We start from the raw sequence: 25,300 nt of genomic DNA on the forward strand, positions 1-25,300 counted from the left end.
GGATGAAAAGGGACAAGTGAGATGATAAATAAAATCACCAGTGACATTGAACCAATTTTAAAAGCTATTCCTGATGGGGCAACCATCATGACAGGCGGGTTTGGTGTGACTGGGCAACCTGCTGAATTAATTGAAGCCTTAATCGATTTAGGAAAAAAAGAACTCACCGTTGTAAATAACAATGCGGCTTCTGGTGATCGTGGCCTAACCAAGCTCATTATTGCTGGCTGTGTAAAGAAAATGATTTGTTCATTTCCGAAATCTGCTGGGTCAACCGTTTTTCAAGATTTATATAGAGCGGGAAAAATTGAGTTAGAACTAGTTCCACAAGGTAATTTGGCTTGTCGGATTCAGGCCGCAGGGGCTGGTTTAGGGGCTATTTTTACGCCGACTGGTTATGGCACCAAAGTTGCCGAGGGTAAAGAGACCCGAACCATTAACGGTAAAAATTATGTGCTTGAATATCCACTTGAAGCTGATTTTGCACTGATTTATGCCGATAAAGCCGACCGCTGGGGCAATTTAACTTACCGCAAAGCAGCCCGCAATTTTGGGCCGATCATGGCAAAAGCCGCCAAGACCACGATTGTTCAAGTGAATGACACCGTAGAGCTAGGAACGCTTGACCCAGAGTGCATTATTACACCGGGAATTTTTGTTCAGCACGTTGTAAAAGTAGGAGATATCTAATGTCAGTTCAAAAACGTTCTCGTGAAGATATTGCCAAGCTCATTGCTAATGACATTCCGGAAGGTTCATATGTCAATTTAGGAATTGGCTTGCCGACCAACGTTGCTAAATTTTTGCCAAAAGACAAAGAAATCTTTTTACATTCGGAAAATGGGGTTTTGGCTTTTGGCCCACCACCACAACCAGGTGAGGAAGATGAAGACTTAGTAAATGCCGGAAAAGAACTTGTCACTTTATTAGATGGTGGATGTTTTATGCATCATGGTGATTCATTTGACATAATGCGTGGCGGCCATCTGGACATTTGCGTAATTGGGGCATTCCAAGTTGCGGTAAATGGAGACTTAGCAAACTGGCATACCGGTAAAGCAGATGATGTACCCGCAGTTGGCGGTGCTATGGATTTGGCAGTCGGCGCAAAAACGATTTATGTCTATATGGAGCATGTCACTAAAAAAGGTGAGCCCAAAATTGTAAAGGAAATTACATATCCAATGACGGGTGAGCAGTGTGTAGATCGTATTTATACAGATTTATGCATTATTGAACTCAAAGACCAAAAAGCTTATGTGACGGAAATAGTCGAAGGCTTAACTTTTGATGAATTACAGGCTGTCACAGACTGTGAATTGATAGATGCACGTGTAGCCTAAATTACACACGGAAAAAATGCTTCTTTAAGGATTAAAAGATGAAAAAATTAATTTTAGCTGCAGCTTGCGCTGCGGCCTCAGGGACTATTTTTGCAAATTCTTCAGATACCACAGAACAAAGAATTAATTTGCTAGAAACCGAGCTGCAAAAATTAAAAGCAGAACTTGCTGCTCAGAAACAAACTCAAAATAATTTACAGGTCAAACAGGTAAAGATTGAAGAGAACATCGAAAAAACTAAAGCAACGGTAACAGAAAAGCCTGTTGCTCCTTCGTGGGTCACTTGGACGGATAATGTTAAGGTTTACGGTATCGCTCGTATTGATGCAGCGGTTGATTTTAAATCATCACCAGACTCGGGCGGTAGAACGACCAGTAGTCTGTACCGAACACCTTTTGAAAGTGAAAAACGTTCAAACCATGCACGTTCCGATGCCATGATTAATGCAAGCCGATTGGGCGTTTATTTTAATAGCCCAAATAAAGCTGTGACGGGAAATATTGAAGCTGATTTCTTTGATAGCTCTAACATGGGCGCAGGAGATGGTAAATTCCGTATTCGTCATGCATTTTTCACTTATAAGGATTGGACCTTTGGTCAAACATGGTCACTCATGTCAAACATGGAGACACGTACAGAATCTGTGGATTACACGCAATTTGTAGGAACTTCCTATACGCGTACTCCTCAAATCCGGTATGACTGGAAAATAGATGCCAATAATGATTTAAAAGTAGCCTTGGAATATACAGGTTCGAGAGTCTCGGCATTTCCGACTTTAACGGGTCGCTATACTTATAAACAAGGTCCTTTAACGGCACTTGCTCAAGGCTTTATTAATGAAAAGTCTACAGATGTGGCAACTGCCACGGTGAAGAAAGTAAGCTGGGGGGCAGGAGGCGGCTTAAAATATCAACTCACGCCACAACAATCGGTACAAGCAAATTATCAATATATTGTCGGTGATCAAAAATTTATGCCGTACACCACCCAAAGTGGGTTGGCAAATTCAGCAAGTTTAAATGCCGCGGGTGATTTCTCTTTAAACGAAGACAAAACAGATTTGGTTATGAATAAGTTGAATAGCATCAATATTGGTTATTCATATAAATTTAATGAGCAATGGCGTGCAAACTTATCGGCTTCAATGTTTGATTATGATGATGACACGGCTTATGCCAAACTTAACCCAGATGCCAACAAACGCCTAACTGACTATGCAGCTAACGTTTTCTATTCACCAATTGAGCAAATGGATATTGGTATGGAATATCATCAAGGCAAACGAGAAGTGTTTGATGGCAGAACCGCTGATGTGTCACGCTTAAACTTTGTATCGATGTATAAATTCTAAAATGGGACGTAGTTAAAAATGGAAAAAATAGTTGAGCCCAATGCAGAAAATATACTGTCAAAAAGCTTTATTTTTATCATGGCAATGACATGTGGAATTTGTGCGGGTTCAAACTATTATAACCAGCCCTTAATCTATTCCATTGCAGAAGCATTAAAAGTCAATGCCGATCAAGTCGCCTTAACTATTGTGATTAGCCAACTGTCATATGCAGTTGGCCTTTTTATATTGGTTCCCTTAGGCGACTTTTTTGAAAAGCGCAGTTATATTTGCTTGCTCATGTGTTGTACGGGGCTTGCACAAGTAGGGTTATCCTTAAGTCAAACCTTGCCAGTTTTATATGGCTTTACCTTTTTAGCTACATTCTTTTCGATTGCAACTCAAGTTTTGGTTCCTTTCGCCGCAGGTTTAGCCAGCCCGAAAAAAAGCCCTCAAGTCGTAGGCACTCTCATGAGTGGTTTGTTCTTAGGAATATTATTAGCGCGTTCCATTGCAGGCTTACTTTCTACAGTTTGGTCTTGGCATGCGGTTTATTTAATTAGTGGAATTGTCATTTTGGTGTTTGCTTGGGTGATGTGGGTGAAGTTGCCAGTTGCGCGTAAGTCTCACCAACTCAATATTCTACAGATTTATGGTTCACTATTTTCATTAGCTGTTCACCAGCCGCATTTATTACGCCGTGGTTTTGCTGGTGGAATTGGCTTTGGAATTTTAGCTCTGATTTTTACCACTATGACTTTTATTTTGGCGAATGAGCCTTATCACTTTAACGATTTCCAGATTGGTTTATTTGGGATTGTTGGATTGGCAGGTGTATTTGCGACTCCTTGGGCAGGTAAGAAAATTGCGGCAGGACTTGAGAATAAAATTGCAGTGATTTGCATGGGCCTATTAATAAGTGCATGGATACCACTATTTTTTGCGCAGCAGTCTCTGGTGGCCTACGCTGTAGGGGTTGTTATGGCGTATTTTGGTTTATCGGCATTTCATGTACTCAACCAAAATCTGGTCTATCGAATTTCGGCCGAGGCTCGTTCTCGTATTAACTCAATTTATATGACCTTATATTTTGGTGGAGCCGCTTTGGGTTCTTTTATTGCGGTGTATGCATGGAAACACTGGGGATGGGAAACATGTGCTGCTTTAGGTTTAGCGATGGCAATATTAAGTTTCGTGATTGACCGCTTAGATTTTTATGAAATGAACAAAATTGCAAAGCAAGAAAAAGCTCCATAAACAGGAGCTTCAATATTTTATTATTTGCGAATAATCATTAAGGTTGCCGAGGCAAAAGCATACACTTTGCCGTTCTCATCTACGATTTTTCCTTCGGTACTAATAATATTACGGCCCGCATTAATCAATTTGGCTGTCGCATAGTAAGACGTATCAACCTGCATGGGGCGGATCATTTTTACATTTAAATCAATGGTTCCATAGCCGACACCATGTTCAAGTAAAGTGTGAGCTGCACTGCCTGTTGCTGTATCTAAAGCTGTGGCGCAAAAGCCGCCGTGTACACCGCCTTGAATATTTCTATGTTCTTTGCGAGGGGTAACTTTATAAGTTGCTTTACCTTCGGATACTTCAACGAGTTCCATCGGTATGGTGTGAGCCATAGGTGATGGAGAAATTTCACCATTTTTTAAAGCGGTTAAAAACTCGAGACCTGTGTATTTCGGGCTTTCCATGAATCGTCCTTGGATAATTAAGCAATCTAAATCACCATACTATAAATTGAATTTTTACGGAATAAAATTTTGCAATACAAAATTAAAATTTATTCTGATTAAGGAGTGCCAATTACTTTTTATTCTATATTTATATTTAAAACAAGTGTTTATGTTTTATATCTATTTCTTATTTACGATAATTTTTATTAAATTAATGAAAATATATTTTGCTATAAGAAATTTTTTGATATTTTGGTGAGATTGAAACAATAAAAGTCCATTTTAAGGAAAAACGATATCTGCCCATGACATAGGCAGAGAGGTGAAAGGAAAAAAACTATGCCTTTATACAAAGCTCCATTACGCGATATGCAATTTGTACTGCATGAAATGCTTCAAACAGAACAGAACTATCAAGGTTTAAGCAAATATCAGGAAAGCGTAAATCGAGAATTAATTGATCAATATTTAGAAGCGGCAGCAGATTTTTGTGAAAATGAGTTGGCGCCCATAAATCAAAATGGCGATCAGGAAGGCTGTCATTTAAATAAAGGCGTAGTTACAACCCCGAAAGGTTTTAAAGAAGCCTACCAAAAATATGCTGAGCTAGGTTTTACCTCGTTAACGGCCGATCCGGAATATGGTGGGCAAGGCTTACCGACATTGCTGCGGATTGCAATTTCTGAAATGTTATGTGGTTCTAATTGGGCGTGGGCAATGTATCCGGGCTTGTCTCATGGCGCGATGAGAACAATTGAGCATCATGGCACCGAGCAACAAAAAAAGCAGTATTTGACTAAACTCATTAGCGGTGTCTGGACGGGAACCATGTGTTTAACCGAATCACATGCGGGCTCGGACCTTGGGTTAATTAGAACGAAAGCCGAACCAAATCCGGATGGTAGCTACTCCATTACAGGCGAAAAGATTTTTATCTCGGCGGGTGAACACGATCTTTCCGAAAATATTATTCATATTGTTTTAGCCCGTTTGCCTCAGGCACCTGCAGGGACTAAAGGCATTTCTTTATTTATTGTGCCAAAATTTAATGTGAGTGACGACGGTCAGGTGCTGGACCGTAACAAAGTCGTTTGTAGCGCGATTGAACATAAAATGGGAATTCATGGCAATGCCACCTGCGTACTTAATTTTGATGGTGCCAAAGGTTATTTGATTGGTCCGGAAAATCGCGGGCTCAATTGTATGTTTACCTTTATGAATACCGCACGTATTGGAACGGCAGTACAGGGGCTTGCTGCTTCTGAAATCTCATTTCAAGGCGCATTAAGTTACGCCAAAGAGCGCCTTGCCATGCGTTCGCTATCTGGTCCTCAATATCCTGAGAAAAATGCCGACCCAATTATTGTGCATCCCGCTGTGCGCTCTATGCTAATGACACAAAAAGCTTTTTCTGAAGGTGGCCGTGCACTGGCTTATTTTCTGGCTCAGCATGTTGATATTGTGGAAAGCTCAAATGATCAGGAACAGCAAAAACACTCTGATGAATTACTGGCTTTTTTAACGCCAATTGCCAAAGCTTTTTTAACAGAATCAGGCAATGAGTCTGCAAAGCATGGTGTTCAAGTATTTGGTGGGCATGGCTTCATTGTTGAGCATGGTATGGAGCAAATTGTACGTGATGCGCGTATCTCAACATTGTATGAAGGAACGACCGAAATTCAGTCTTTAGATCTACTGGCACGTAAAGTCCTCAAGTCAGAAGGCAAACTTCTAAAAAATATGACCGACTTAATTGATCAATTTATTGGTCAACAGCAATCCAATGAAGTCTTGAAACCTTATCTAGAAAAATTAGCTGAGCTTAAGCAGCAATGGCTGTCACTGACCAAATCGATTGCAGAGAAAGCAAAGCACAACCCTGAAGAAATAGGGGCCGCTTCAGTAGATTATCTTTATTTTTCCAGTTACGTCGTGTTCGCTTATTTATGGGCTCGAATGGCACAAGTTGCCCATGAAAAATTAGAATCGGGTACACAAGAAGAAGCTTTTTATAAAGCAAAGTTAACGACAGCTAAGTTTTTCTATCAAAAACTTTTACATCGTACACAGAGCCATGCTGCTTCTATTGAGTCTGGAGCAGAATCTGTGATGGAGCTCGATCAAGATGCTTTTGCATTTTAGTGAATGGTAAGTTCTAGAATCACTGGGTGAAATTAACATGCGAAATTTTACCTAGTGATTAAATTTGTAATTTTAGACTCATGAGTTTTTGGTAGGAAAAACCAGTTGAGCCAAATAAATAGAGGGTTAACATAAGCATCAAAACGTGAATTTTCATCAAATATAGATGTTGGATAAGGACTACGGAAAGAAAATCATGAATGCTTATTATCAATTACTGAATAGAACAATTGGTCCTCAAGGCGAAGTTATTGCTCATTATTGCTCAACTGTTCATGCACAAGGGGCTTGGAACCCTCATGAACAGCACATGGCGCCTGCAAGTGGTGTCATCGCAGCAGAGCTAGAGCAATTTTCACCACGACAAGATATGCGAATTGGTCGAATTAGTTTTGATATTTTTGGATTGATTGCTTTTGGTGAGTTTACGATTAAGACACATGTCATTCGTGCTGGTAAAACCATTGAACTGATTGAAGCTGAAATGCAAGCACAAGGTAAAACCTGCATTGTGGCTAGAGCATGGCGCATGTGTACTCAAGACAGTTCCGATATTGCTGGGCTTGAAGATCAGCCAGTTCACCATCCAGATACTTTTACAGAATGGACGGGTATGAAAAGATGGCCGGGTGGTTTTATCCAGACATTAGTCACTAAAACTAATGATCAGCATCGCGCGGGCAAAGGCATTGTTTGGCTCAATAATGATAAAGAAATCGTGGAAGGACAGCCGACGACAGATTTTGCACATTTAATTGGCATGATAGATACAGCAAACGGGATTGTGCCTAGACAAGAAGGCGAATTTACTTGGGGTTTTCCAAATCTTGATTTACAGATTCACATGCACCGTTATCCGCAAGGGAAATGGCTAGGTTTGGAAACCGTTCAGCAATATGGTTCGGATGGCATTGGTTTGACCAGTGCGGTTTTACATGATGTGTATGGCCCATTTGGACGAAGCGAGCAGATTTTGACGTTACGTAAAATGACTAAATAAATATTTGAGCCAATAAAAAAGTCATCCCTAAGGATGACTTTTTTATTTTGAGATTTAATTTTAGTTACGGACTTTTAGCAGTGTTGGTGTAAGTTCATCCCAACGTTGTTTTGCAGCGTCCATTGCTTTCATTTTGATATGACCATAACCGCGGACTTCTGCTGGTAATTTTGCAATTTGCTCAGCAACTACCAAGTTATGATTGTCTGGTGCTTCAACAAGTGCTTCAACAAATGCGATGTAACGATCACGCCATGCTTGTTCGTGTTGACGTTCTTCTTGACGTGCAAATGGGTCAAGGAAAGTTTCACGAAGCCATTGTAAGCGAGCAAGCATCATCATTGGGAAACGCATCCAGTAACCAAACGCACGTTTACGGACATTTTTCAGACCACCAAGTAACGCTGGCGGAGCAAGATGATACGTTAAACGTAAGCCTTTACCGAATTGGGTTTCAATCGATTCTTTGAAGCTCTTACCAGTTAAAAGACGTGCAACTTCATATTCATCTTTATAAGCCATAACTCTATAAAGCTGAGTTGCAATCGTACCTGTTAACTCTTCTGGTAGTTTTTTAGCGGCCAGTTCTACAAGTGTGCGGTATTTAGCTGCATAAGCTTCATTCCAGTAGTCTGTTAAACGAGCAGAACGATCTTCAACAAGTTCAGCTAAAGTATGCGGAGTTTTGGTTTTTGGCATTGCCGCAACTAAGCGTGCAGCTAAAGTTGGGTCACTTGCAAGATGACAACCCACGCGGAAAGCTTCGAGGTTCTTTTCAACAGCAGTACCATTTAACCGAATTGCTTTTTCAATGCTTTCACGCAGTAATGGAATACGACCAGATTGCCATGCCATACCGAGTAATAACTGGTTGGTATAGATTGAATCACCTAGAAGCTGTGTTGCAATGCGAGCCGCTGGCAGAGAAACCAGTTGACCTTGACGAACACGACCACGAAGACGATCAATTAAATCGCTAATAGGTGCATACCAGTCACGAGATTTAATAAACTCAGAAGTAGGAGTACTGTCTTCATTCACAATAACCAACGCATCATCTTTTAAGCGAGAAAGAGCAGCGCTACCACCAGCGACTACCGCATCTGCACCAATCAATAACTCACATTGGCCTGCCGGAATTTTGGTAGAAGAAATTTGCTCATCACTTGCTGCAAGTTGAACGTATGAATAAACCGTACCACCTTTTTGGGCAAGACCTGCCATGTCCATAACACGTGTGGCTTTACCTTCTAGGTGAGCCGCCATACCAAGCAGTGCACCAATAGTCACAACACCTGTACCACCAATACCACCGACCATAATACGACTTGGAACATCATATAACTGAGGAATAACTGGTGATGTTGGCCAGCCTGCACCAATACCTTCAAATTTAGCAGGGCGTTTCATATCACGTGTATGAACAGTCACAAAACTAGGGCAGAACCCTTCAGCACAAGTGAAGTCTTTATTACAGCTACTTTGGTTAATTTGACGTTTAGTACCTAAAGCAGTCTCTACTGGCTCAATAGATAAACAGTTTGATTTTTTCGAACAATCGCCACAGCCTTCACAAATATCACTGTTAATGTATAAACGCTCAGCTGGGTCAGGGTAGGCATCACGTTTACGGCGACGGCGTTTTTCACTGGCACAGGTTTGTACATAAATTAAAGCGGTGACACCTGTAATTTCACGAAGCTCACGTTGAACTGCGTCGAGTTCATTACGGTGGCGAATTTCGACACCCGGTGCAATACCGTCTTCTTCATTTAATAGTTTAACTTCATCAGTGACAATAACTTGTTTTTTAATGCCTTCGGCAGCAAGCTGACGAGTTAACTGTGCAACGCTCAAATGACCATCTACATGTTGACCACCTGTCATAGCGACCGCATCGTTATAGAGAATTTTATAGGTAATATTAGTTTTTGCAGCGATGGACTGACGGATTGCTAAGTAACCAGAGTGGAAGTAAGTTCCGTCACCAAGGTTGGCAAAAATATGTTTTTCATTGGTAAATGGTGATGCACCCACCCAACTTACACCTTCACCGCCCATTTGCGAGAATGTTTCGGTACCACGGTCAAGTGAAACTGCAATATAGTGACAACCGATACCGCCTAATGCACGGCTACCTTCAGGAACGACTGTTGAAGAGTTATGAGGGCAACCACTACAGAAATAAGGTTTACGTTCAGCAAGATCAATAACACGTTTTGATTCTTGCTCTGCTTTTAGCAGTAAGTCGATTCTGCTTTGGATTTGTGTTTTTAAGCTTTCTGGAATATCGAGTTTTAAGAAGCGAGCAGCCAGCATTTTTGCAATAGGTTCAGGCTGATACTCATAGTGACCAATGAGTGGTGCTTCTTCAATAGAGGTACTCCATTCACCTTTGCCATCGGTTGCTTTACCAATCACATGTGGGCGTTTGCCATCAGGTAGTGAGTACAGCTCATCTTTAATTTGTGTTTCAATAATTGGACGTTTTTCTTCAATAACGATCAGTTCTTGTAAACCTTCGGCAAACTCACGAACACCTTGTGGTTCTAAAGGCCAAATCAGACCAACTTGATAAACACGTAGCCCAAGCTGTTGGGCAGTTTCATCTTCAATCCCTAAAATACGTAGGGCTTCAATGGTATCTAAATAACCTTTACCACTTGCAGCAATACCAATACGGGCATTTTCACAAGGCCATGTAACAGTATTGATTTTATTGGCACGGGCATAGGCCAAAACAGCAGGTAAGCGATACTTATAAAGGCGTTCTTCTTGTTGGATACCATGATCGGGCCAACGAATGTTAACGCCACCCTCTGGGAAATTGACATCTTCAGGTATAACCGGAGTAACACGGTCTAGGTCGACATGAACTGACGCAGAAGTCTCTACAATTTCACTGACCAACTTCATTGAAGACCAAACGCCAGAAAAACGTGAAACGGCAATGGCATGAACACCAAAGTCTAAAATTTGTTGAACGGATGTTGGATAGAAAATTGGAATACCACAACCAATCATGACATGTTCAGACTGGTGAGGAATTGTAGAAGATTTACATGAGTGGTCATCACCAAATAAAGCAACAACACCACCACGTTCAGAGGTACCAGCTAAATTAGCATGGCGGAGTACATCGCCTGAACGGTCAACACCCGGGCCTTTACCATACCACCATGAAGACACTCCATCATATTTGCCTTGGCCTGAAAGATTAACTTGTTGGGTACCCCAAATAGCGGTAGCAGCCAAGTCTTCATTTACGCCAGGTTGAAATACAACATTATGGGATTTAAGTAATCCTTGAACTTGCCAAAGGAAACTATCATAGTTACCAACAGGAGAACCGCGATAACCAGAAATAAAACCAGCAGTATGATAACCATTCATCGCGTCACGGCGAGTTTGGGCAAGAGGCAACCGAACAAGTGCCTGAATGCCGGTCATATATGCTGTACCGTTATCACTTACATATTTATCTTCAAGTGACACATCCTTTGTTGCAATAATATTTGGAGTGACTTTTGTAGCTATATTCATTTATATCTCCTTAGAATTTTTAGTAGCTCGGACTACTTTCTTTTTTCAACATCCAGTTGAATATTTGGAGCAAGTGACATACGAAATAAAAAAAGATCGGTTCCTCTTCTTAAAAAGAATTAGTGCCAATGTATGTACATTTAGTCATTGTGGTTGAACTAAACTGGTGCAACAATCCGTAATTTAGGAAAACATATTTACGTTATGCGCAAAAATCTCGATGGTGGACTATTGCATGCAATGCATGCATTCCTGAAAGTGATTGATAGCGGGAGTTTCACAGCAGCAGCTGAGCAGATGGATCTGACCACAGCACAGGTTTCACGTCTTATCAGCGAGCTAGAAACACGCTTAGGTACAAAATTAATACAACGCTCAACGCGCCAGCAGGCACTGACCGATATTGGTGCGACTTACGCAGAGCGCTGTCGCCAAGTTATTTCAATGGTGGATGAAGCGGAGTCAGAAGTAACAGGGACGGCATCTAAACCCAAAGGGCGTTTACGTGTATTAAGCATGGGAAGCTTTGGGCATCATTATGTTTTTCCAGTGATGGCCGAATTTTGTAAGCATTATCCCGAATTAACTGTGGAATATACGACCTCACAATACGTTCCAGACTTGTTGGCAAAAGGGGTCGATGTCAGTCTGTATCTGACTGAATCATTAACAGACTCTCGTTTTGTCGCACGCAGAATTGGCACTATTTTTTCTGTTTTATGTGCTTCACCTGCTTATCTCGAAAAACATGGTATGCCGAAGTCTCCAGAAGACTTAAAAGATCATGCCTGTTTACGCTTGGTAAACCCGTCTATTACACCAGATTGGCACTTATTAAATACAAGTGGTGAGTCTTACCAAATCGACATTGGCGGACAACTCATTGCAGATAACCCTGAGTTATTATTAGATGTGGTGCAACAGGATATGGGCATCGCATTATTGCCGATGTTTTCAGCTTTAGATGCGGTTCAAAATGGAAGATTATGTCATATCTTGCCAGAGTGGCGTTCGCCCGATATCGGAGTTTATACATTGTTGCCTTCACGCCATTTTATTGATGCCAAAACACGTGCATGGCTGGATTGGGTGGAAGAATATATTTCCCCAAGAATTGAAATGGATGCATCTTATTTTTATAAATAATGAGATAAATTTTTTAAGGATTAAGCTAGAAAAGGATGAAGAATAATACGAATTTAGAATAAAAATAGGGTAAAGAATGCTTCTGTTGAGAGAGGCATTTAATACACAGATAAATGATAAATTTTAAAAAATAGCATGAGGGAATTAGTCCCAATTCCTGAATGAAATGAAATGAGATAAAGATGAGATAGCATGATCTGGTACTTTGCCTTATACCAGATGCTGACCTACTTTAATTTATGACTACGCACACTTGGTTTGCCAATAAGTATTTGCATAATTCGACAAGCTTTTTCGGTTTAATACATTGCTAATATTTTGACTGGCTTGCATCAGTTTCTCTAAGTCAATGCCAGTTTCAAAGCCCATGTGTGAAAGCAAATAAAACAGATCTTCGGTCGATACATTACCTGAAGCTCCTTTGGCATAAGGGCAACCACCGAGTCCTGCAAGGGACGAGTCAAAAACACGAATGCCTTGCTGTAAAGACTGATAAATATTGGCAATCGCCATGCCATAGGTGTTGTGGAAATGCCCAGCCAAAACCTTGCTGTCGAGTTCAGCAAGGCAGGCTTGCCAAACCTTTTGAACACGATCAGGAGTTGCTGTGCCAATGGTTTCACCTAAAGACACTTCATAGCAGCCCATGTCATAGAGTCGTTTAACAACTCTCACCACTTGCTCAGGAGCAATTGCACCTTCATAAGGGCAATCGACAATACAAGAGACATAACCGCGTACACGAATGTTATGGGTTTTTGCAGCAGCCATGACATCGCTAAATTTCTCAAAGCTCTCGTCGATTGAGCAGTTGATATTTTTACGAGTAAAGCTTTCAGAAGCTGCGGTAAACACCGCAACCTCTTTGCATCCTACCGCTTGAGCTGTTTCAAAACCTTTGATATTTGGGGTGAGTAGACTAAATTGAACATCGCTTGTTTGGGATAACAGCTTAAATAGCTCATCACTTTGAGCCATTTGAGGTACCCATTTTGCCGAAACGCATGAACCGACTTCAATCGATTTTAGACCTGCATCAATCAGGTCGTTAATGAAGTTTAAGCGTTGTTCGACGGTTAAAGCCTGCTTTTCATTTTGGAGGCCATCTCTGGGACCGACCTCCACGATTTTGACAAACTCACTCATGCAACTTCCTCCTGAGCAGGCTGAAATTCCACAAGCTCATCGCCAGCTTTGACCTGATCACCAACTTGGAAATAGGAGTCTACAATCAAGCCGTCTTTAGGCGCACGAATGGTATATTCCATTTTCATGGCTTCAAGCGTCATTAAAATATCGTCTTTTTTCACGCTATGATTTGCGCTCACCAGTACTTGCGTGACTACACCCGGCATTGGTGCTTTTAAATGACCTTCATCGGCTTGGCTATCTGCTTGATTAAAGTCTTGACGGATGTAAGCAAATTTATAGCTTTGCCCATTTTGGAACAAGGTAATGCCTTGCTGACTTTGGTTAAATGATAGCTTTTGCTGAGTCCCATCACTTTGAACAGAGGCAGTATGTGCATCAATCAATTGACCTGAAATTGGGTAGCTTTGACCGTTATATTCTGCGGTGAAGCCATGTTCATTTGAGGCAAATTTGATTTGAATATTTTGATTTAAATAGTTCAGTTTAATGCTGTGCTGATAGGCAATATTTAAACGCCAAAGCGGCTGAGCTTGCCAAAGCTGTTTTTGGCTTGAGCTGTTGTTATTAAGTTGGCTTAAAAACTCAATAAATGCCGCTACTACCACCAGTTCCGGTTTAATTTCTTCAGGACTAAACAAGAAGTTTTGTTCACGTTGAATCAGGTTGGTATCGAGCTTGGCTTGTTTAAACGATTCGCTACGAACAATTTTTTCAAGAAAGGCAATGTTGTTGCCTAAGCCATCCACATGGAATTGGCTTAAAGCATTTTGCATTTGAATAAGTGCAGCTTCACGGTTTTTACCCCATACAATGAGTTTGGCAATCATTGGGTCGTAATAGGTCGTGATTTCATCGCCTTCCACAATACCGCTGTCTACACGCACATATTGATTTTGAGTTGGATAGTGTAGATAGTCAATTTTACCAATGGCAGGTAAAAAGCCTTTTTCTGGTTCTTCGGCGTAAATACGTGCTTCGAGCGCATGGCCGTGAATCTGCAATTCGTTTTGTAGTTTAGGCAAAGGTTCGCCATAAGCCACACGAAGTTGCCATTCAACCAAGTCTTCACCTGTAATCATTTCGGTAACAGGGTGCTCGACTTGCAGACGGGTATTCATTTCCATGAAATACGCCGTACCGTCTTGTTCCACAATAAACTCAACCGTACCTGCACCAACATAATTTACGGCACGTGCAGCATCAATTGCCGCTTGGCGCATTGCATCTAACTTTTCGCTTGGCATCTGTGGAGCTGGGGCTTCTTCTAACACTTTTTGGTGACGGCGTTGTACCGAACAATCGCGTTCAAACAAATGTACGTAGTTGCCATGTGTATCGCCAAACACTTGCACTTCAATATGGCGCGGTTGAATCACATAACGCTCAATTAAGACGTCATCATTACCAAAGCTCGATTTAGCTTCACGTTTACAAGAGGCTAAGGCATGCAGAAAATCTTCACTGCGTTCAACCAGACTCATGCCTTTACCACCGCCGCCAGCACTAGCTTTAATTAAAACAGGATAGCCAATTCGGTCTGCCTGCTGTTTTAAAAAGTCAGCATCTTGGTTGGTTCCGTGATAACCCGGTGTTAAAGGAACACCTGCTTTTTCCATTAAAGCTTTCGAGGTCGCTTTTAAGCCCATCGCTAAAATTGCATCCACTGGTGGCCCAATAAAGCAAATGTTGTGTTGTTGGCAAGCGAGTGCAAACTGGTCATTTTCAGAAAGGAAGCCGTAACCCGGATGAACCGCTTGACTGCCTGTATCAATCGCCGCTTGTATAATACGGTCAACCTGTAAATAGCTTTGTGTTGCAGGGGACTGACCAATATAAACCGCTTCATCTGCAAGTTTGACGTGTTGTGCATTTGCGTCTGCATCTGAGTAAACGGCAACCGTTGCTATCCCTAATTTTTTAGCTGTACGAATTACGCGGCAGGCAATCTCGCCACGGTTCGCAATTAAAATCTTTTCAAACATGATGATCGTCCTTAATTGTTGTTATTCGAGTTAGAAATCCAAGCAGGCTGTTGCTTATTTAAAAAAGCACTCAGACCTTCTTTTGCCTCACTGCCTTGACGAACTTGAGCAATATGATGTGCTGTCTGTTGCAGCAAGTCATTACTCATGGTCTGGTTGCTCACCATTTGAATGAGTTGTTTTGAAGCCGCTTGAGCGTGCGGGCCACCGAGTAATAGAGCATCAATAATTTCTTGAACTTTTTTATCTAAGTCTTCAGCATCTGCAACTTCGTGTGCCAAACCAATGTGTTTGGCTTCACGTGCTGAAATTCGCTCGGCAGTTAAGAAGTAACGAGAGGCTTGTCTTGCACCAATCGCACGAATTACATAGGGACTAATGGTAGATGGAGCAAGTCCTAAACGAACCTCAGATGTTGCAAACTTGGCATCAGTGCTGGCAATGCAAATATCACATGCTGACGCTAAACCCATACCACCACCAAAGGCAATCCCATGCACGCGGGCAATAGTCGGTTGTTTAAGTGTTGCAAGTGCATCTAACATTTGGGCAAGTTTTAATGCATCTGCTTCATTTTCTGCTGAAGATGCCTGACCTGCCTGTTTCATCCAGTTGAGGTCGGCACCTGCCGAAAAGCTTTTACCGCGACCAGCTAGAACCACAACACGAATATCATCACGTGTATTAATTTGCTTAAAGCAAGCATGCAACTCTTCAATGACTGTAGTATTGAATGCATTATGTAATTCAGGGCGGTTCAGCCAAATATAGGCAACCTGACCTTGTTGTTCGAGTTGTAAAAATTGATAGCTCATATACACCTCTTACATGCGGAACACGCCAAATTTGGTTGGCTGGATTGGGGCGTTCATGGCCGCAGCCAAACTTAAACCAAGTACCTGACGAGTTTGCGCTGGGTCAATTACGCCGTCATCCCAAAGGCGGGCAGAAGCATAGTACGGATGACCTTGACGTTCATATTGTTCACGAATTGGCTGTTTAAACTCATCTTCTTGTTGCGCTGACCACTCGGCACCTTTTTGCTCAATCTGATCACGTTTTAAAGTCGAAAGTACACTTGCGGCTTGTTCGCCGCCCATCACTGAAATACGAGAGTTCGGCCAAGTCCATAAAAAGCGTGGTGAATAAGCGCGGCCACACATCCCATAGTTACCTGCACCAAAGGAACCACCAATAATTAGGGTGAGTTTTGGTACATTTGCGGTTGCAACAGCCATCACCAGTTTCGCACCGTTTTTTGCAATCCCTTCATTTTCATACTGGCGACCAACCATAAAGCCCGTAATGTTTTGTAGGAATAACAATGGAATATTGCGCTGAGTACATAGCTCAATAAAATGCGCACCTTTTTGTGCAGACTCGGAAAATAAAATACCGTTATTGGCAATAATGCCGACTGGCATACCGTAGAGTGAAGCGAAACCAGTAATGAGGGTTGAGCCAAAGCGTGCTTTGAATTCATCAAAACGCGAGCCGTCTACAATACGTGCAATGACTTCACGCACATCAAAAGGCTTACGCACATCACTTGGCACCACACCATAGAGTTCAGACGCATCAAACAATGGTTCATCAACTTGTTTATTTAACTCGTTTGGCTTCTTATTTAAGTTAGCGACAATGTTTCGCGCAATCGCAATTGCATGTTCATCATTTTCGGCTAAATGGTCAGCCACACCTGAAAGACGTGTGTGAACATCACCACCACCTAAATCTTCACTGCTTACGACTTCGCCAGTTGCAGCTTTTACCAGAGGAGGGCCGCCTAAGAAAATCGTACCTTGATTACGTACAATAATGGTTTCATCAGACATAGCAGGCACATATGCACCACCTGCGGTACAGCTCCCCATCACCACAGCAATTTGGGCAATCCCTAGGCTCGACATACGTGCTTGATTGTAGAAAATACGCCCGAAGTGATCGCGGTCTGGGAAAACCTCATCTTGCATTGGTAAATAGGCACCGCCTGAGTCCACCAAATAAATACAAGGCAAGTGATTTTGTTCAGCAATTTCTTGTGCACGTAGATGCTTTTTAACTGTAAGGGGATAATACGTTCCGCCTTTAACCGTTGCATCGTTGGCAACGATCATGCAAGTGATGCCATTGACTTGACCAACACCTGCAATCACACCTGCGGCAGGAACATCATCTTCATAAACGTTGTACGCTGCCAACTGACCAATTTCTAAAAATGCCGTACCGACATCAATCAGTTGATCAATACGTTCACGGGGTAAAAGTTTACCTCGAGCCAAATGTTTTTGACGGGCATTTTCACCGCCGCCTAAAGCAATACGCTGGGCAACTTGTTTTAGATCTGTGACCAATGTTTGCATGGCTTGCTGGTTTGTTTTGAAGTCTTCACTTCGAACATTAATCTTGCTTTGTAATTGGTTCATAAGATGTGTCCTTATTTATAATTATTATTTGGTTTCATTGAAAAGTTCGCGGCCAATCAGCATGCGGCGAATTTCAGAAGTTCCGGCACCAATTTCATAAAGTTTTGCATCGCGCCATAAACGGCCAGCAGGGAATTCATTGATATAACCGTTGCCACCTAAACTTTGAATTGCTTCTCCAGCCATCCATGTTGCTTTTTCGGCCGAATATAAAATGGCACTTGCAGCATCTTTACGTAGACTGCGGTCATGGTCAGCTTTATCGCAGGCAGCACCAACAGCATAAACGAGAGCTTTACATGCCAACCAAGTTGAATACATATCGGCAAGTTTGCCTTGCATAAGCTGGAATTCACCTAAAGCTTGGCCAAACTGTTCACGTTGATGCAAGTATGGAATTACTACATCCAGACAGGCATCCATAATGCCTAAAGGGCCAGCACTTAAGACTGCACGTTCATAGTCCAAACCACTCATGAGTACTTTTGTACCGTTACCGACACCGCCGAGTACGTTTTCAGCAGGTACTTCTACATTGTCAAAGAACAGCGGGTAAGTGTTAGAGCCACGCATACCGAGTTTGTCTAAATGGTTGCCGTGACTAAAGCCTTTCATGCCTTTTTCAATTAAAAAAGCAGTCATACCTTTCGCGCCAGCTTGCGGATCAGTTTTAGCGTAAACCACGAGTACATCTGCATCACCGCCGTTAGTGATCCACATTTTTGAACCATTTAAAACGAAGTGATCACCTTTTTGTTCAGCACGTAATTTCATGCTGACGACATCAGAACCCGCATTCGGTTCAGACATCGCAAGGGCACCCACATATTCACCGGAAATCAATTTTGGTAAATACTTTTGTTTTTGCTGCTCGTTACCGTTACGGTTAATTTGGTTTACACATAAATTAGAATGAGCACCATAAGAAAGACCAATTGCTGCCGAAGCACGAGAAATTTCTTGCATGGCAATAATATGAGCTAAATAACCCATATTAGCGCCGCCATATTCTTCAGAAACTGTCATGCCTAAAAGGCCCATATCTCCGAATTTTTTCCAGAGATGTGCAGGGAATTTGTTGTCTTGATCAACTTTTTGGGCAATTGGTGCAATTTCTTTTGCACAAAAAGCGGCTACCGAATCTTGAAGCGCAATTAAAGTTTCATCTAGACCGAAATTCAAGCTGCGTAGGTTCATGATATTTTCATCCTATTGGTTATATTTGTTGTCCATAAAATATTTTGTGGGTATTTGATAATTACCATACAATGATTTTTTGAAAAAGTGAATACAGATTCATAAAATGATTTACAATTCATTTTATTTGTTAGAGAATAAATTATGAGCTATAAACGATCATCTTTAATGCAAGAGCGGATGGAGCAAAATCGTAAATCGATTTTGAATTCAGCCAGAAAAATAATTTCAGAGGGAGGATTTAAAGACGCGCAAATACAAACAATTGCAGAGCAAGCGGGCGTATCAAGTGGTCTGGTTTATCGCTACTTTGATAATAAAAGCCAAGTGCTGATTGAGGTTTTGTCCGAAGCCATTAATACGGAACTATTGGTGATTGATTCGATTACCGAAAGTGATTTATCGGCAAAGCAGAAATTACACAAGGCTGTGGCAACCTTTGTAAAACGGGCACTGAATAGTCCTCAGCTTGCATATTCACTCATGTTTGAACCCGTCGATTCAACGGTTGAACATGAGCGTTTTCGCGTAAAGCAATTGATTAAACAAAGTATTAAAAAAATACTTGCGGATGGAAATGCAAGTGGTGAGTTTGTCTTGGATGATTTAAATACAGCAGCACTTTGTGTTGTCGGTGCCATGACCTATGTGGTAGTTGAACCTCTAGACCCAGCTCAAAATACAAAGTTTGATCATGCGCATAAAGACTATTTTTCAAAACAGATTGCTGATTTTTGTGTAGATGCTGTGCAGAGGAAATAGAGCATATAAAGGATAAAACAACACAAAAAAGGCGGTTTAGAAAAATAGTTGCAGTAACAACAATTAGATCAGGTAAGAAGAGAATTAGAAGAATCAAGGAGAATGATTCAATGCAACAAGAACGGTTAAGCTACGCCTCGGGACCAAGCACACAGCCCTTATTGGGTATGACCATTGGTGAACAATTTGATCAGGCTTGTCGGCAATATGCTGAAAAGGAAGCAATCGTTAGTTTTCATCAAAACAGACGATTAACCTATAAAGCTTTACAAGATGAAGTAAATGCTTTTGCTTGTAGCCTTTTAAAATTGGGATTAAAAAAAGGTGATCGATTAGCGATCTGGTCGCCTAATTGTGTGGAATGGACGGTAACCCAATTTGCAGCTTTTAAAGCAGGGATTATTTTAGTCAATCTTAATACAGCTTATAAAAGCCATGAACTTGAATATGTGTTGAATAAAGTCTCATGCAAAGGATTGATTATTGCTTCTCAATTCAAAACGACTGATTACCAAGAATTACTCACAAAAATTGCCCCTGAGTTAACCACCTGTACTGACAAAGTGCTCAGTTCAGAACGTTTACCACATTTAAAATTTGTCATTAAAATTGATGACCAGCAACATACGGGTATTCATCGCTTTAGTGATTTAGTCACTACACCAACTTCTGAACAGCTAGAACAATTAAAACTATTAACCAAGCAGCTTCAGTTTGATGAAACTATTAATATTCAATTTACATCAGGTACAACAGGTAACCCTAAAGGGACCATGTTGACCCACCATAATATTTTAAATAACGGTTATTTCGTGGGGGAAGGCATTCGTTTAACCGCGGAAGATAAAGTCTGTATTTCTGTACCGTTGTTTCATTGCTTTGGCATGGTCATGGGGAATTTAGCCTGCGTTACACATGGGTCAACCATGGTCTATCCATCGGCTGTATTTAATCCTTTAGAAACTTTAAAAGCGATTCATCAAGAGCGTTGTACAGCAGCGTATGGCGTACCAACCATGTTTATTGCCACCTTAGAGCATGAACAGTTTAGTGAGTTTGATCTGTCGAGCTTAAGAACAGGCATTATGGCAGGTAGTCCTTGTCCAAGAGAAATTATGCAGCGTGTTATAGACCGCATGCACATGTCTGAAATCACGATTTGTTATGGTATGACTGAAACCTCGCCAGTGAGTGTACAAAGTTCGGTAAATGATTCGATTGATAAGCGAGTAAGCACAGTTGGACATGTTCATCCGCATGTTGAAATTAAAATTGTCGATTTAGAAGGGCAGATTGTTCCGCAAGGGACTTTGGGTGAGCTATGCGTTCGCGGTTATTCAGTGATGGCTGGCTATTGGGGTGAAGAAGAAAAGACCAAAGAGGTCATTGATGCTGCGGGTTGGATGCATACAGGTGATATTGCCGAAATGGATCAAGACGGTTTTATTAAAATTAAAGGCCGTATTAAAGATGTGGTGATTCGTGGTGGGGAAAATCTCTTTCCAAAAGAAATTGAAGACTTCTTATACACTCATCCCGATGTAAGTGATGTCCAAGTCATTGGCTTACCAGACGCCAGATATGGCGAAGAACTCTGTGCTTGTATTATTTTGCATGAGCATCATCAAATTGATGAAGACAGCATTCGCCAATTCTGCAAAGAGCATATTTCTCATAATAAAGTGCCGCGCTATGTCCGATTCTTTAATGAGTTTCCAATGACAGCTTCAGGCAAAGCGCAGAAGTTTAAATTGCAGGAAATTATGCGAGCTGAACTTAACTTAACTGGAAATGTCTTTGACTAAAGAGGTTAAAAGTTTGGTCAAAGTGCAGCAAACTATAAGTTGAAAGGCAGCTTAAATAGAGGATAAGCAAAATGGCAAAAGACTTTAATAGCCCAAAGGTAGTCGAAGGATATGACGAACATATTCGTAAATTAATTCCGGGTTATGAAGTGATCCATCAACAGGTGGATGCCATTTTGCAATCAGTGTTGCCGCCTAATGCTCATATCCTAATTGTGGGATGTGGGACGGGGTATGAACTCGAATATTTACTTAAACGTCATCCAAACTGGAAATTTACAGCAGTTGATCCATCTTTGACTATGCTGCAAAAAGCTCAGGAACAGGTTGAACTTTTAGATAAATCTTCTCAAGTCACCTTTGTTCACGGTGAAACGTCTGTTTTACCTCTTGAGAATTGCTTTGATGCTGCACTTTCTATTCTCGTGGCTCATTTTATTGCAGATGACATAAAACCTGTTTTTTTTAAGAATATTTATGATCGCTTAAAAGAAAAAGCGATTTTGCTGACCTACGATTTAATGACGTGTGTAAATCCACAGCATCTTCAAGCTTTACGTTATTTATGTTTGGCACAAGGCTTAACAGAAGAACAATGTCAAAAAATGTTAGAGCGTATGGCGCAAGACTTTTTTAGCCTAACCACTGAAGGATATATAAAACTTTTAGAAAAAACTGGTTTTGAAAGTGTGCATCCTTATACGCAAATTTTGACGTATCAAGGGTTTATTGCAAAAAAATAATGGATTTGGGAAAGCGTTAATACGGATATAAAACCTGCATATTCTCAATGAGGAAGAGAATATAAAAACTGAAAAAAATTAGAAGATTTAGCTTTACTTAAAACAAATTAAAAGTGGTTTTCAGACCGCTTTAGGGAGGTTTTGTCTAAAAAATATGATCGAAAGTCTTTCTTGTGAAAGAAAGGCAAATTTTAAGCACCTATTTTAGATAGGTACATAACAAAAAGGATGTCGAGATCTTTAAGTCGAATTAAAGATCAAAAGGAAAATTTCATGATGAAAGTTTTAACTACAACGGTTCAAAAAAGCCTGTTGGCTGTTTCTGTGACCCTGTTTATGTCTTCCGCTTTGGCAGGTCAAACAGATCCTGAAATAGCACAACTTCGCCAAGAAGTGAAAGAACTTCGGGCTATGTTACAAGCCAACATACAGGCGCAAAAATCTTTATCGCAAGGACGAGTGGAACTAGCAAATTCAGCGACTCCTCAAGCCGTACCACCAATACAGCAAGGTTTAACCAAGTCTGGTGCAGAATTTAACTTATATGGTTATATACGGGCAGATGCTTCTTATCAAATGAAAGGGGCATCTACCATGTATAACAATATTAGCGGTGTTCCACTTGAAAACACGCCAGAAGAATCTGCACAAAAAGACCAGTTGCACAGTACGGTTAATGTGACACGTTTCGGGTTGAATTTTAAAACCCCAACAGCCGCGGGTGATGTGGGCGGAAAGTTGGAAATGGACTTCTTTGGCGCAGCCACTCGTGATCAGTTTCGCATACGCCATGCTTATTTAACTTTTGATAAATGGCTTATTGGTCAAACGTGGTCAACATTTATCGCACCCGAATATTATCCGGAAACGATTGATGCGGGCACATTTGTAGGCAGTGCATTGTTAAGATCACCGCTAGTTCGCTATAGCGATAACTTAACGGCAAATACAAGCTTTGCAATATCGGTTGAAGATCCGAAATATACTGCGAGCTCAGACCCAGATAATAAAATGCGTTTACCAGCGTTGGTAGGTCGGTTAAATCATAAATTTGCCAATGGCTCGATGTTATCCGGACGTAGTTTTGTTGCCGAAAAGAGAACGAATAATGATGAAGAAATGTCTTGGGGCGTAGGCTTGGGCGGTAAATACCAAATTACGCCCGATACATTACTCAAAGCTGATTATTACCATGTCAAAGGAGATGGGCGTTTCCTGCTATGGAGTAACAGCGGCTATGCAATAGATGATCAAAACAATATGCATAGCAATGAATTTGACACCGTTTCTTTAGGTATTACTCATCAATTTACACCGCAAATTCGCTCGACTTTAGGCTACGGCTATATGAAAGCCAAAGATGATAACCGTTTTGCCGAATTACAACGTAATAGCACTACCCAAAATAAAGAGCTTTGGCAGGGCTGGGTGAATGCACTTTATAACCCATACAAACCAATTACCTTGGGCGTCGAATATGTGTATGGCGAACGAGAAACTTTTGATGGACGTAACGGAATTGATAACCGCTTCAATATGATGGCGAGTTATGACTTTTAATTTATTCAATAAAATCTTGAATAATCTGTTTTTTCTTTAGGGTGCAGTATGTCGTTTTAAAAAATTGAATATGAATTTATCTCACAAAGGAGGTGAGTAAATGACAACATCTAAATTAAATGTAAATGAAGTTATTGATCAGGCCAGATTTACCCCTTTTCACTGGAGTATTTTACTTTGGTGTTTATTAATTATTATTTTTGATGGTTACGATCTGGTGATTTATGGCGTGGTACTGCCTTTGCTAATGCAAGAGTGGTCATTAACAGCTGTACAGGCGGGGATGTTAGCAAGTACAGCACTATGCGGAATGATGTTTGGGGCAATGTTCTTTGGAACACTGGCAGACAAAATAGGCCGTAAAAAGGTAATTTTAATCTGTGTGACTTTTTTTAGTGGTTTTACCTTTTTAGGTGCTTTTGCATCAAGCCCACTTGAGTTTGGGGTACTTCGGTTCTTGGCGGGACTAGGCATTGGTGGGGTTATGCCAAATTTAGTTGCACTTACATCAGAGTATGCGCCTAAACGTATAAGAAGTACTTTGGTGGGGAGTATGTTTAGTGGTTATGCAATTGGGGGAATTCTTTCAGCATTGATCGGTAGCTATTTGGTTGAAAGTCAGGGGTGGCAAATTATGTTTTTAATTGCCGGTATTCCATTATTTTTATTACCTATCATTTGGAAGTTTTTACCTGAGTCTTTAACCTTTTTAGTTAAGACAGGTAAGACTGAGCAAGCACAGCGCATTATTCAAAAAATTTCACCTGAACAAAACCTAACGATCAATACGCAATTAGTGCTTAATGAAGATAATGTTCCAACAGGTAGTTCTGTAAAGGGATTATTTCAACAAGGCCGTGCTTTCAATACACTCATGTTTTGGCTCGTGTTCTTTATGTGCTTACTCATGGTGTATGCCTTAAGTAGCTGGTTACCAAAACTCATGCTGGCAGCAGGGTATTCACTCGGAAAGAGTATTTTATTCTTGCTTGCTCTAAATGTTGGCGCAATGATCGGTTCAATTGGTGGCGGTATTTTGTCTGATAAATTCCATCTAAAACCTGTAATTATGGGAATGCTACTGGCAGGTGTTGTTGCTTTAGTCGGTTTAGGTTTTAAGTCACCAGCCTATGTTTTATATGGTTTGGTGACTGTGGCAGGAGCAGCAACGATTGGTACTTCAATTCTTCTTTATAGTTACGTTGCACAATATTATCCACTAAGTGTGCGTTCTACTGGAATTGGTTGTGCTTCTGGTGTAGGTCGAATTGGGGCTATTGTTGGACCTATCTTAACGGGCCTGTTATTAGGGTTGGAATTACCACATAAAATGAATTTTGTGATGATCGCAATCCCTGCAATTTTAGCGCTTTTCGCCGTCATGGTTTTAAGACGATATGCAGCTGAAAAACAGCCTATTACACCAAAGCTTAACGCCGAGTTAGAGGGGAATTAATCAATATGAATACGG

General features: G+C 41.0%; 19 protein-coding genes. 12 read left to right on the forward strand and 7 right to left on the reverse strand.

All coding sequences use genetic code 11. The features are described 5' to 3' along the window. The first annotated feature begins 21 nt into the window (after window positions 1-21). From RMA94_RS11595 to RMA94_RS11610, 4 genes are read left to right on the forward strand one after another with little or no spacing between them, the layout of a single operon-like run. Window positions 22-690 carry a 3-oxoacid CoA-transferase subunit A gene (locus RMA94_RS11595; RefSeq protein ID WP_000608704.1) on the forward strand — a complete coding sequence of 223 codons (669 nt, stop codon included), beginning with the start codon at window positions 22-24 and terminating at the stop codon, window positions 688-690. Further along, a complete protein-coding gene (locus RMA94_RS11600) occupies window positions 690-1,343 on the forward strand; it encodes a 3-oxoacid CoA-transferase subunit B (protein ID WP_068565376.1) in 654 nt (217 codons plus the stop codon). The genes RMA94_RS11595 and RMA94_RS11600 overlap by 1 nt, the downstream gene beginning before the upstream one ends. A 38-nt stretch (window positions 1,344-1,381) precedes the next feature. Next, window positions 1,382-2,698, forward strand: a complete 1,317-nt coding sequence (dcaP, locus tag RMA94_RS11605) for an outer membrane trimeric porin-like protein DcaP (RefSeq protein WP_311082998.1) — start codon at window positions 1,382-1,384, stop codon at window positions 2,696-2,698. 18 nt (window positions 2,699-2,716) lie between these two features. Continuing rightward, the gene (locus tag RMA94_RS11610; protein ID WP_311082999.1) at window positions 2,717-3,934 is read left to right on the forward strand and encodes an MFS transporter; all 1,218 of its coding nucleotides are present in this window, start codon (window positions 2,717-2,719) and stop codon (window positions 3,932-3,934) included. A gap of 20 nt (window positions 3,935-3,954) precedes the next feature. Here RMA94_RS11610 and RMA94_RS11615 read toward each other — a convergent pair whose 3' ends face one another. After that, window positions 3,955-4,404, reverse strand: a complete 450-nt coding sequence (locus tag RMA94_RS11615; RefSeq protein ID WP_311084027.1) for a PaaI family thioesterase — start codon at window positions 4,402-4,404, stop codon at window positions 3,955-3,957. A gap of 306 nt (window positions 4,405-4,710) precedes the next feature. Between RMA94_RS11615 and RMA94_RS11620 the strand changes: the two genes are divergently transcribed. After that, window positions 4,711-6,513, forward strand: a complete 1,803-nt coding sequence (locus RMA94_RS11620; RefSeq protein ID WP_311083000.1) for an acyl-CoA dehydrogenase C-terminal domain-containing protein — start codon at window positions 4,711-4,713, stop codon at window positions 6,511-6,513. A 196-nt stretch (window positions 6,514-6,709) separates the two neighbouring features. Next, window positions 6,710-7,513 (forward strand): thioesterase family protein, encoded by an 804-nt coding sequence (locus RMA94_RS11625; RefSeq protein ID WP_213034056.1) that lies wholly within the window; start codon window positions 6,710-6,712, stop codon window positions 7,511-7,513. Between the two features lie 60 nt (window positions 7,514-7,573). Here the strand turns inward: RMA94_RS11625 and RMA94_RS11630 are convergent, their stop codons facing one another. Beyond that, a complete protein-coding gene (locus RMA94_RS11630; protein WP_311083001.1) occupies window positions 7,574-11,056 on the reverse strand; it encodes an indolepyruvate ferredoxin oxidoreductase family protein in 3,483 nt (1,160 codons plus the stop codon). A gap of 204 nt (window positions 11,057-11,260) precedes the next feature. On the opposite strand from RMA94_RS11630, the gene RMA94_RS11635 reads away from it, so the two are divergent. Continuing rightward, complete coding sequence (locus tag RMA94_RS11635) at window positions 11,261-12,202, forward strand: LysR family transcriptional regulator (RefSeq protein WP_002114430.1); 942 nt, start codon at window positions 11,261-11,263, stop codon at window positions 12,200-12,202. A 243-nt stretch (window positions 12,203-12,445) separates the two neighbouring features. Here the strand turns inward: RMA94_RS11635 and RMA94_RS11640 are convergent, their stop codons facing one another. Genes RMA94_RS11640 through RMA94_RS11660 form a run of 5 tightly spaced genes read right to left on the reverse strand, consistent with a single transcriptional unit; the run spans window position 12,446 to window position 18,959 of the window. Further along, the gene (locus tag RMA94_RS11640; protein ID WP_311083003.1) at window positions 12,446-13,348 is read right to left on the reverse strand and encodes a hydroxymethylglutaryl-CoA lyase; all 903 of its coding nucleotides are present in this window, start codon (window positions 13,346-13,348) and stop codon (window positions 12,446-12,448) included. Then, complete coding sequence (locus tag RMA94_RS11645; protein ID WP_311083005.1) at window positions 13,345-15,336, reverse strand: acetyl/propionyl/methylcrotonyl-CoA carboxylase subunit alpha; 1,992 nt, start codon at window positions 15,334-15,336, stop codon at window positions 13,345-13,347. The genes RMA94_RS11640 and RMA94_RS11645 overlap by 4 nt, the downstream gene beginning before the upstream one ends. 11 nt (window positions 15,337-15,347) lie before the next feature. Next, entirely contained in the window at window positions 15,348-16,151 is an 804-nt protein-coding gene (locus RMA94_RS11650; protein ID WP_311083006.1) for an enoyl-CoA hydratase/isomerase family protein, read from the reverse strand. Between the two features lie 9 nt (window positions 16,152-16,160). After that, entirely contained in the window at window positions 16,161-17,762 is a 1,602-nt protein-coding gene (locus tag RMA94_RS11655) for a carboxyl transferase domain-containing protein (protein WP_311083008.1), read from the reverse strand. Between the two features lie 24 nt (window positions 17,763-17,786). Beyond that, the gene (locus RMA94_RS11660; RefSeq protein ID WP_311083010.1) at window positions 17,787-18,959 is read right to left on the reverse strand and encodes an isovaleryl-CoA dehydrogenase; all 1,173 of its coding nucleotides are present in this window, start codon (window positions 18,957-18,959) and stop codon (window positions 17,787-17,789) included. 144 nt (window positions 18,960-19,103) lie between these two features. On the opposite strand from RMA94_RS11660, the gene RMA94_RS11665 reads away from it, so the two are divergent. The 5 genes from RMA94_RS11665 to RMA94_RS11685 all read left to right on the forward strand — a co-directional run bounded on the left by RMA94_RS11665 (window position 19,104) and on the right by RMA94_RS11685 (window position 25,285). After that, window positions 19,104-19,721 carry a TetR/AcrR family transcriptional regulator gene (locus RMA94_RS11665; protein ID WP_068528625.1) on the forward strand — a complete coding sequence of 206 codons (618 nt, stop codon included), beginning with the start codon at window positions 19,104-19,106 and terminating at the stop codon, window positions 19,719-19,721. 110 nt (window positions 19,722-19,831) lie between these two features. Continuing rightward, window positions 19,832-21,526, forward strand: a complete 1,695-nt coding sequence (locus RMA94_RS11670; protein ID WP_311083013.1) for an AMP-binding protein — start codon at window positions 19,832-19,834, stop codon at window positions 21,524-21,526. Between the two features lie 71 nt (window positions 21,527-21,597). Continuing rightward, entirely contained in the window at window positions 21,598-22,269 is a 672-nt protein-coding gene (locus RMA94_RS11675) for a class I SAM-dependent methyltransferase (RefSeq protein ID WP_311083015.1), read from the forward strand. 276 nt (window positions 22,270-22,545) lie between these two features. Then, window positions 22,546-23,829: a DcaP family trimeric outer membrane transporter gene (locus tag RMA94_RS11680; protein ID WP_311084028.1), complete on the forward strand. Its 1,284-nt coding sequence runs from the start codon at window positions 22,546-22,548 to the stop codon at window positions 23,827-23,829. A gap of 100 nt (window positions 23,830-23,929) precedes the next feature. Next, the gene (locus RMA94_RS11685) at window positions 23,930-25,285 is read left to right on the forward strand and encodes an MFS transporter (RefSeq protein ID WP_005069896.1); all 1,356 of its coding nucleotides are present in this window, start codon (window positions 23,930-23,932) and stop codon (window positions 25,283-25,285) included. The last annotated feature ends 15 nt before the right edge of the window (window positions 25,286-25,300 follow it).

This window comes from Acinetobacter sp. V115_6, from assembly GCF_031799025.1.
GTDB lineage: Bacteria > Pseudomonadota > Gammaproteobacteria > Pseudomonadales > Moraxellaceae > Acinetobacter > Acinetobacter pittii.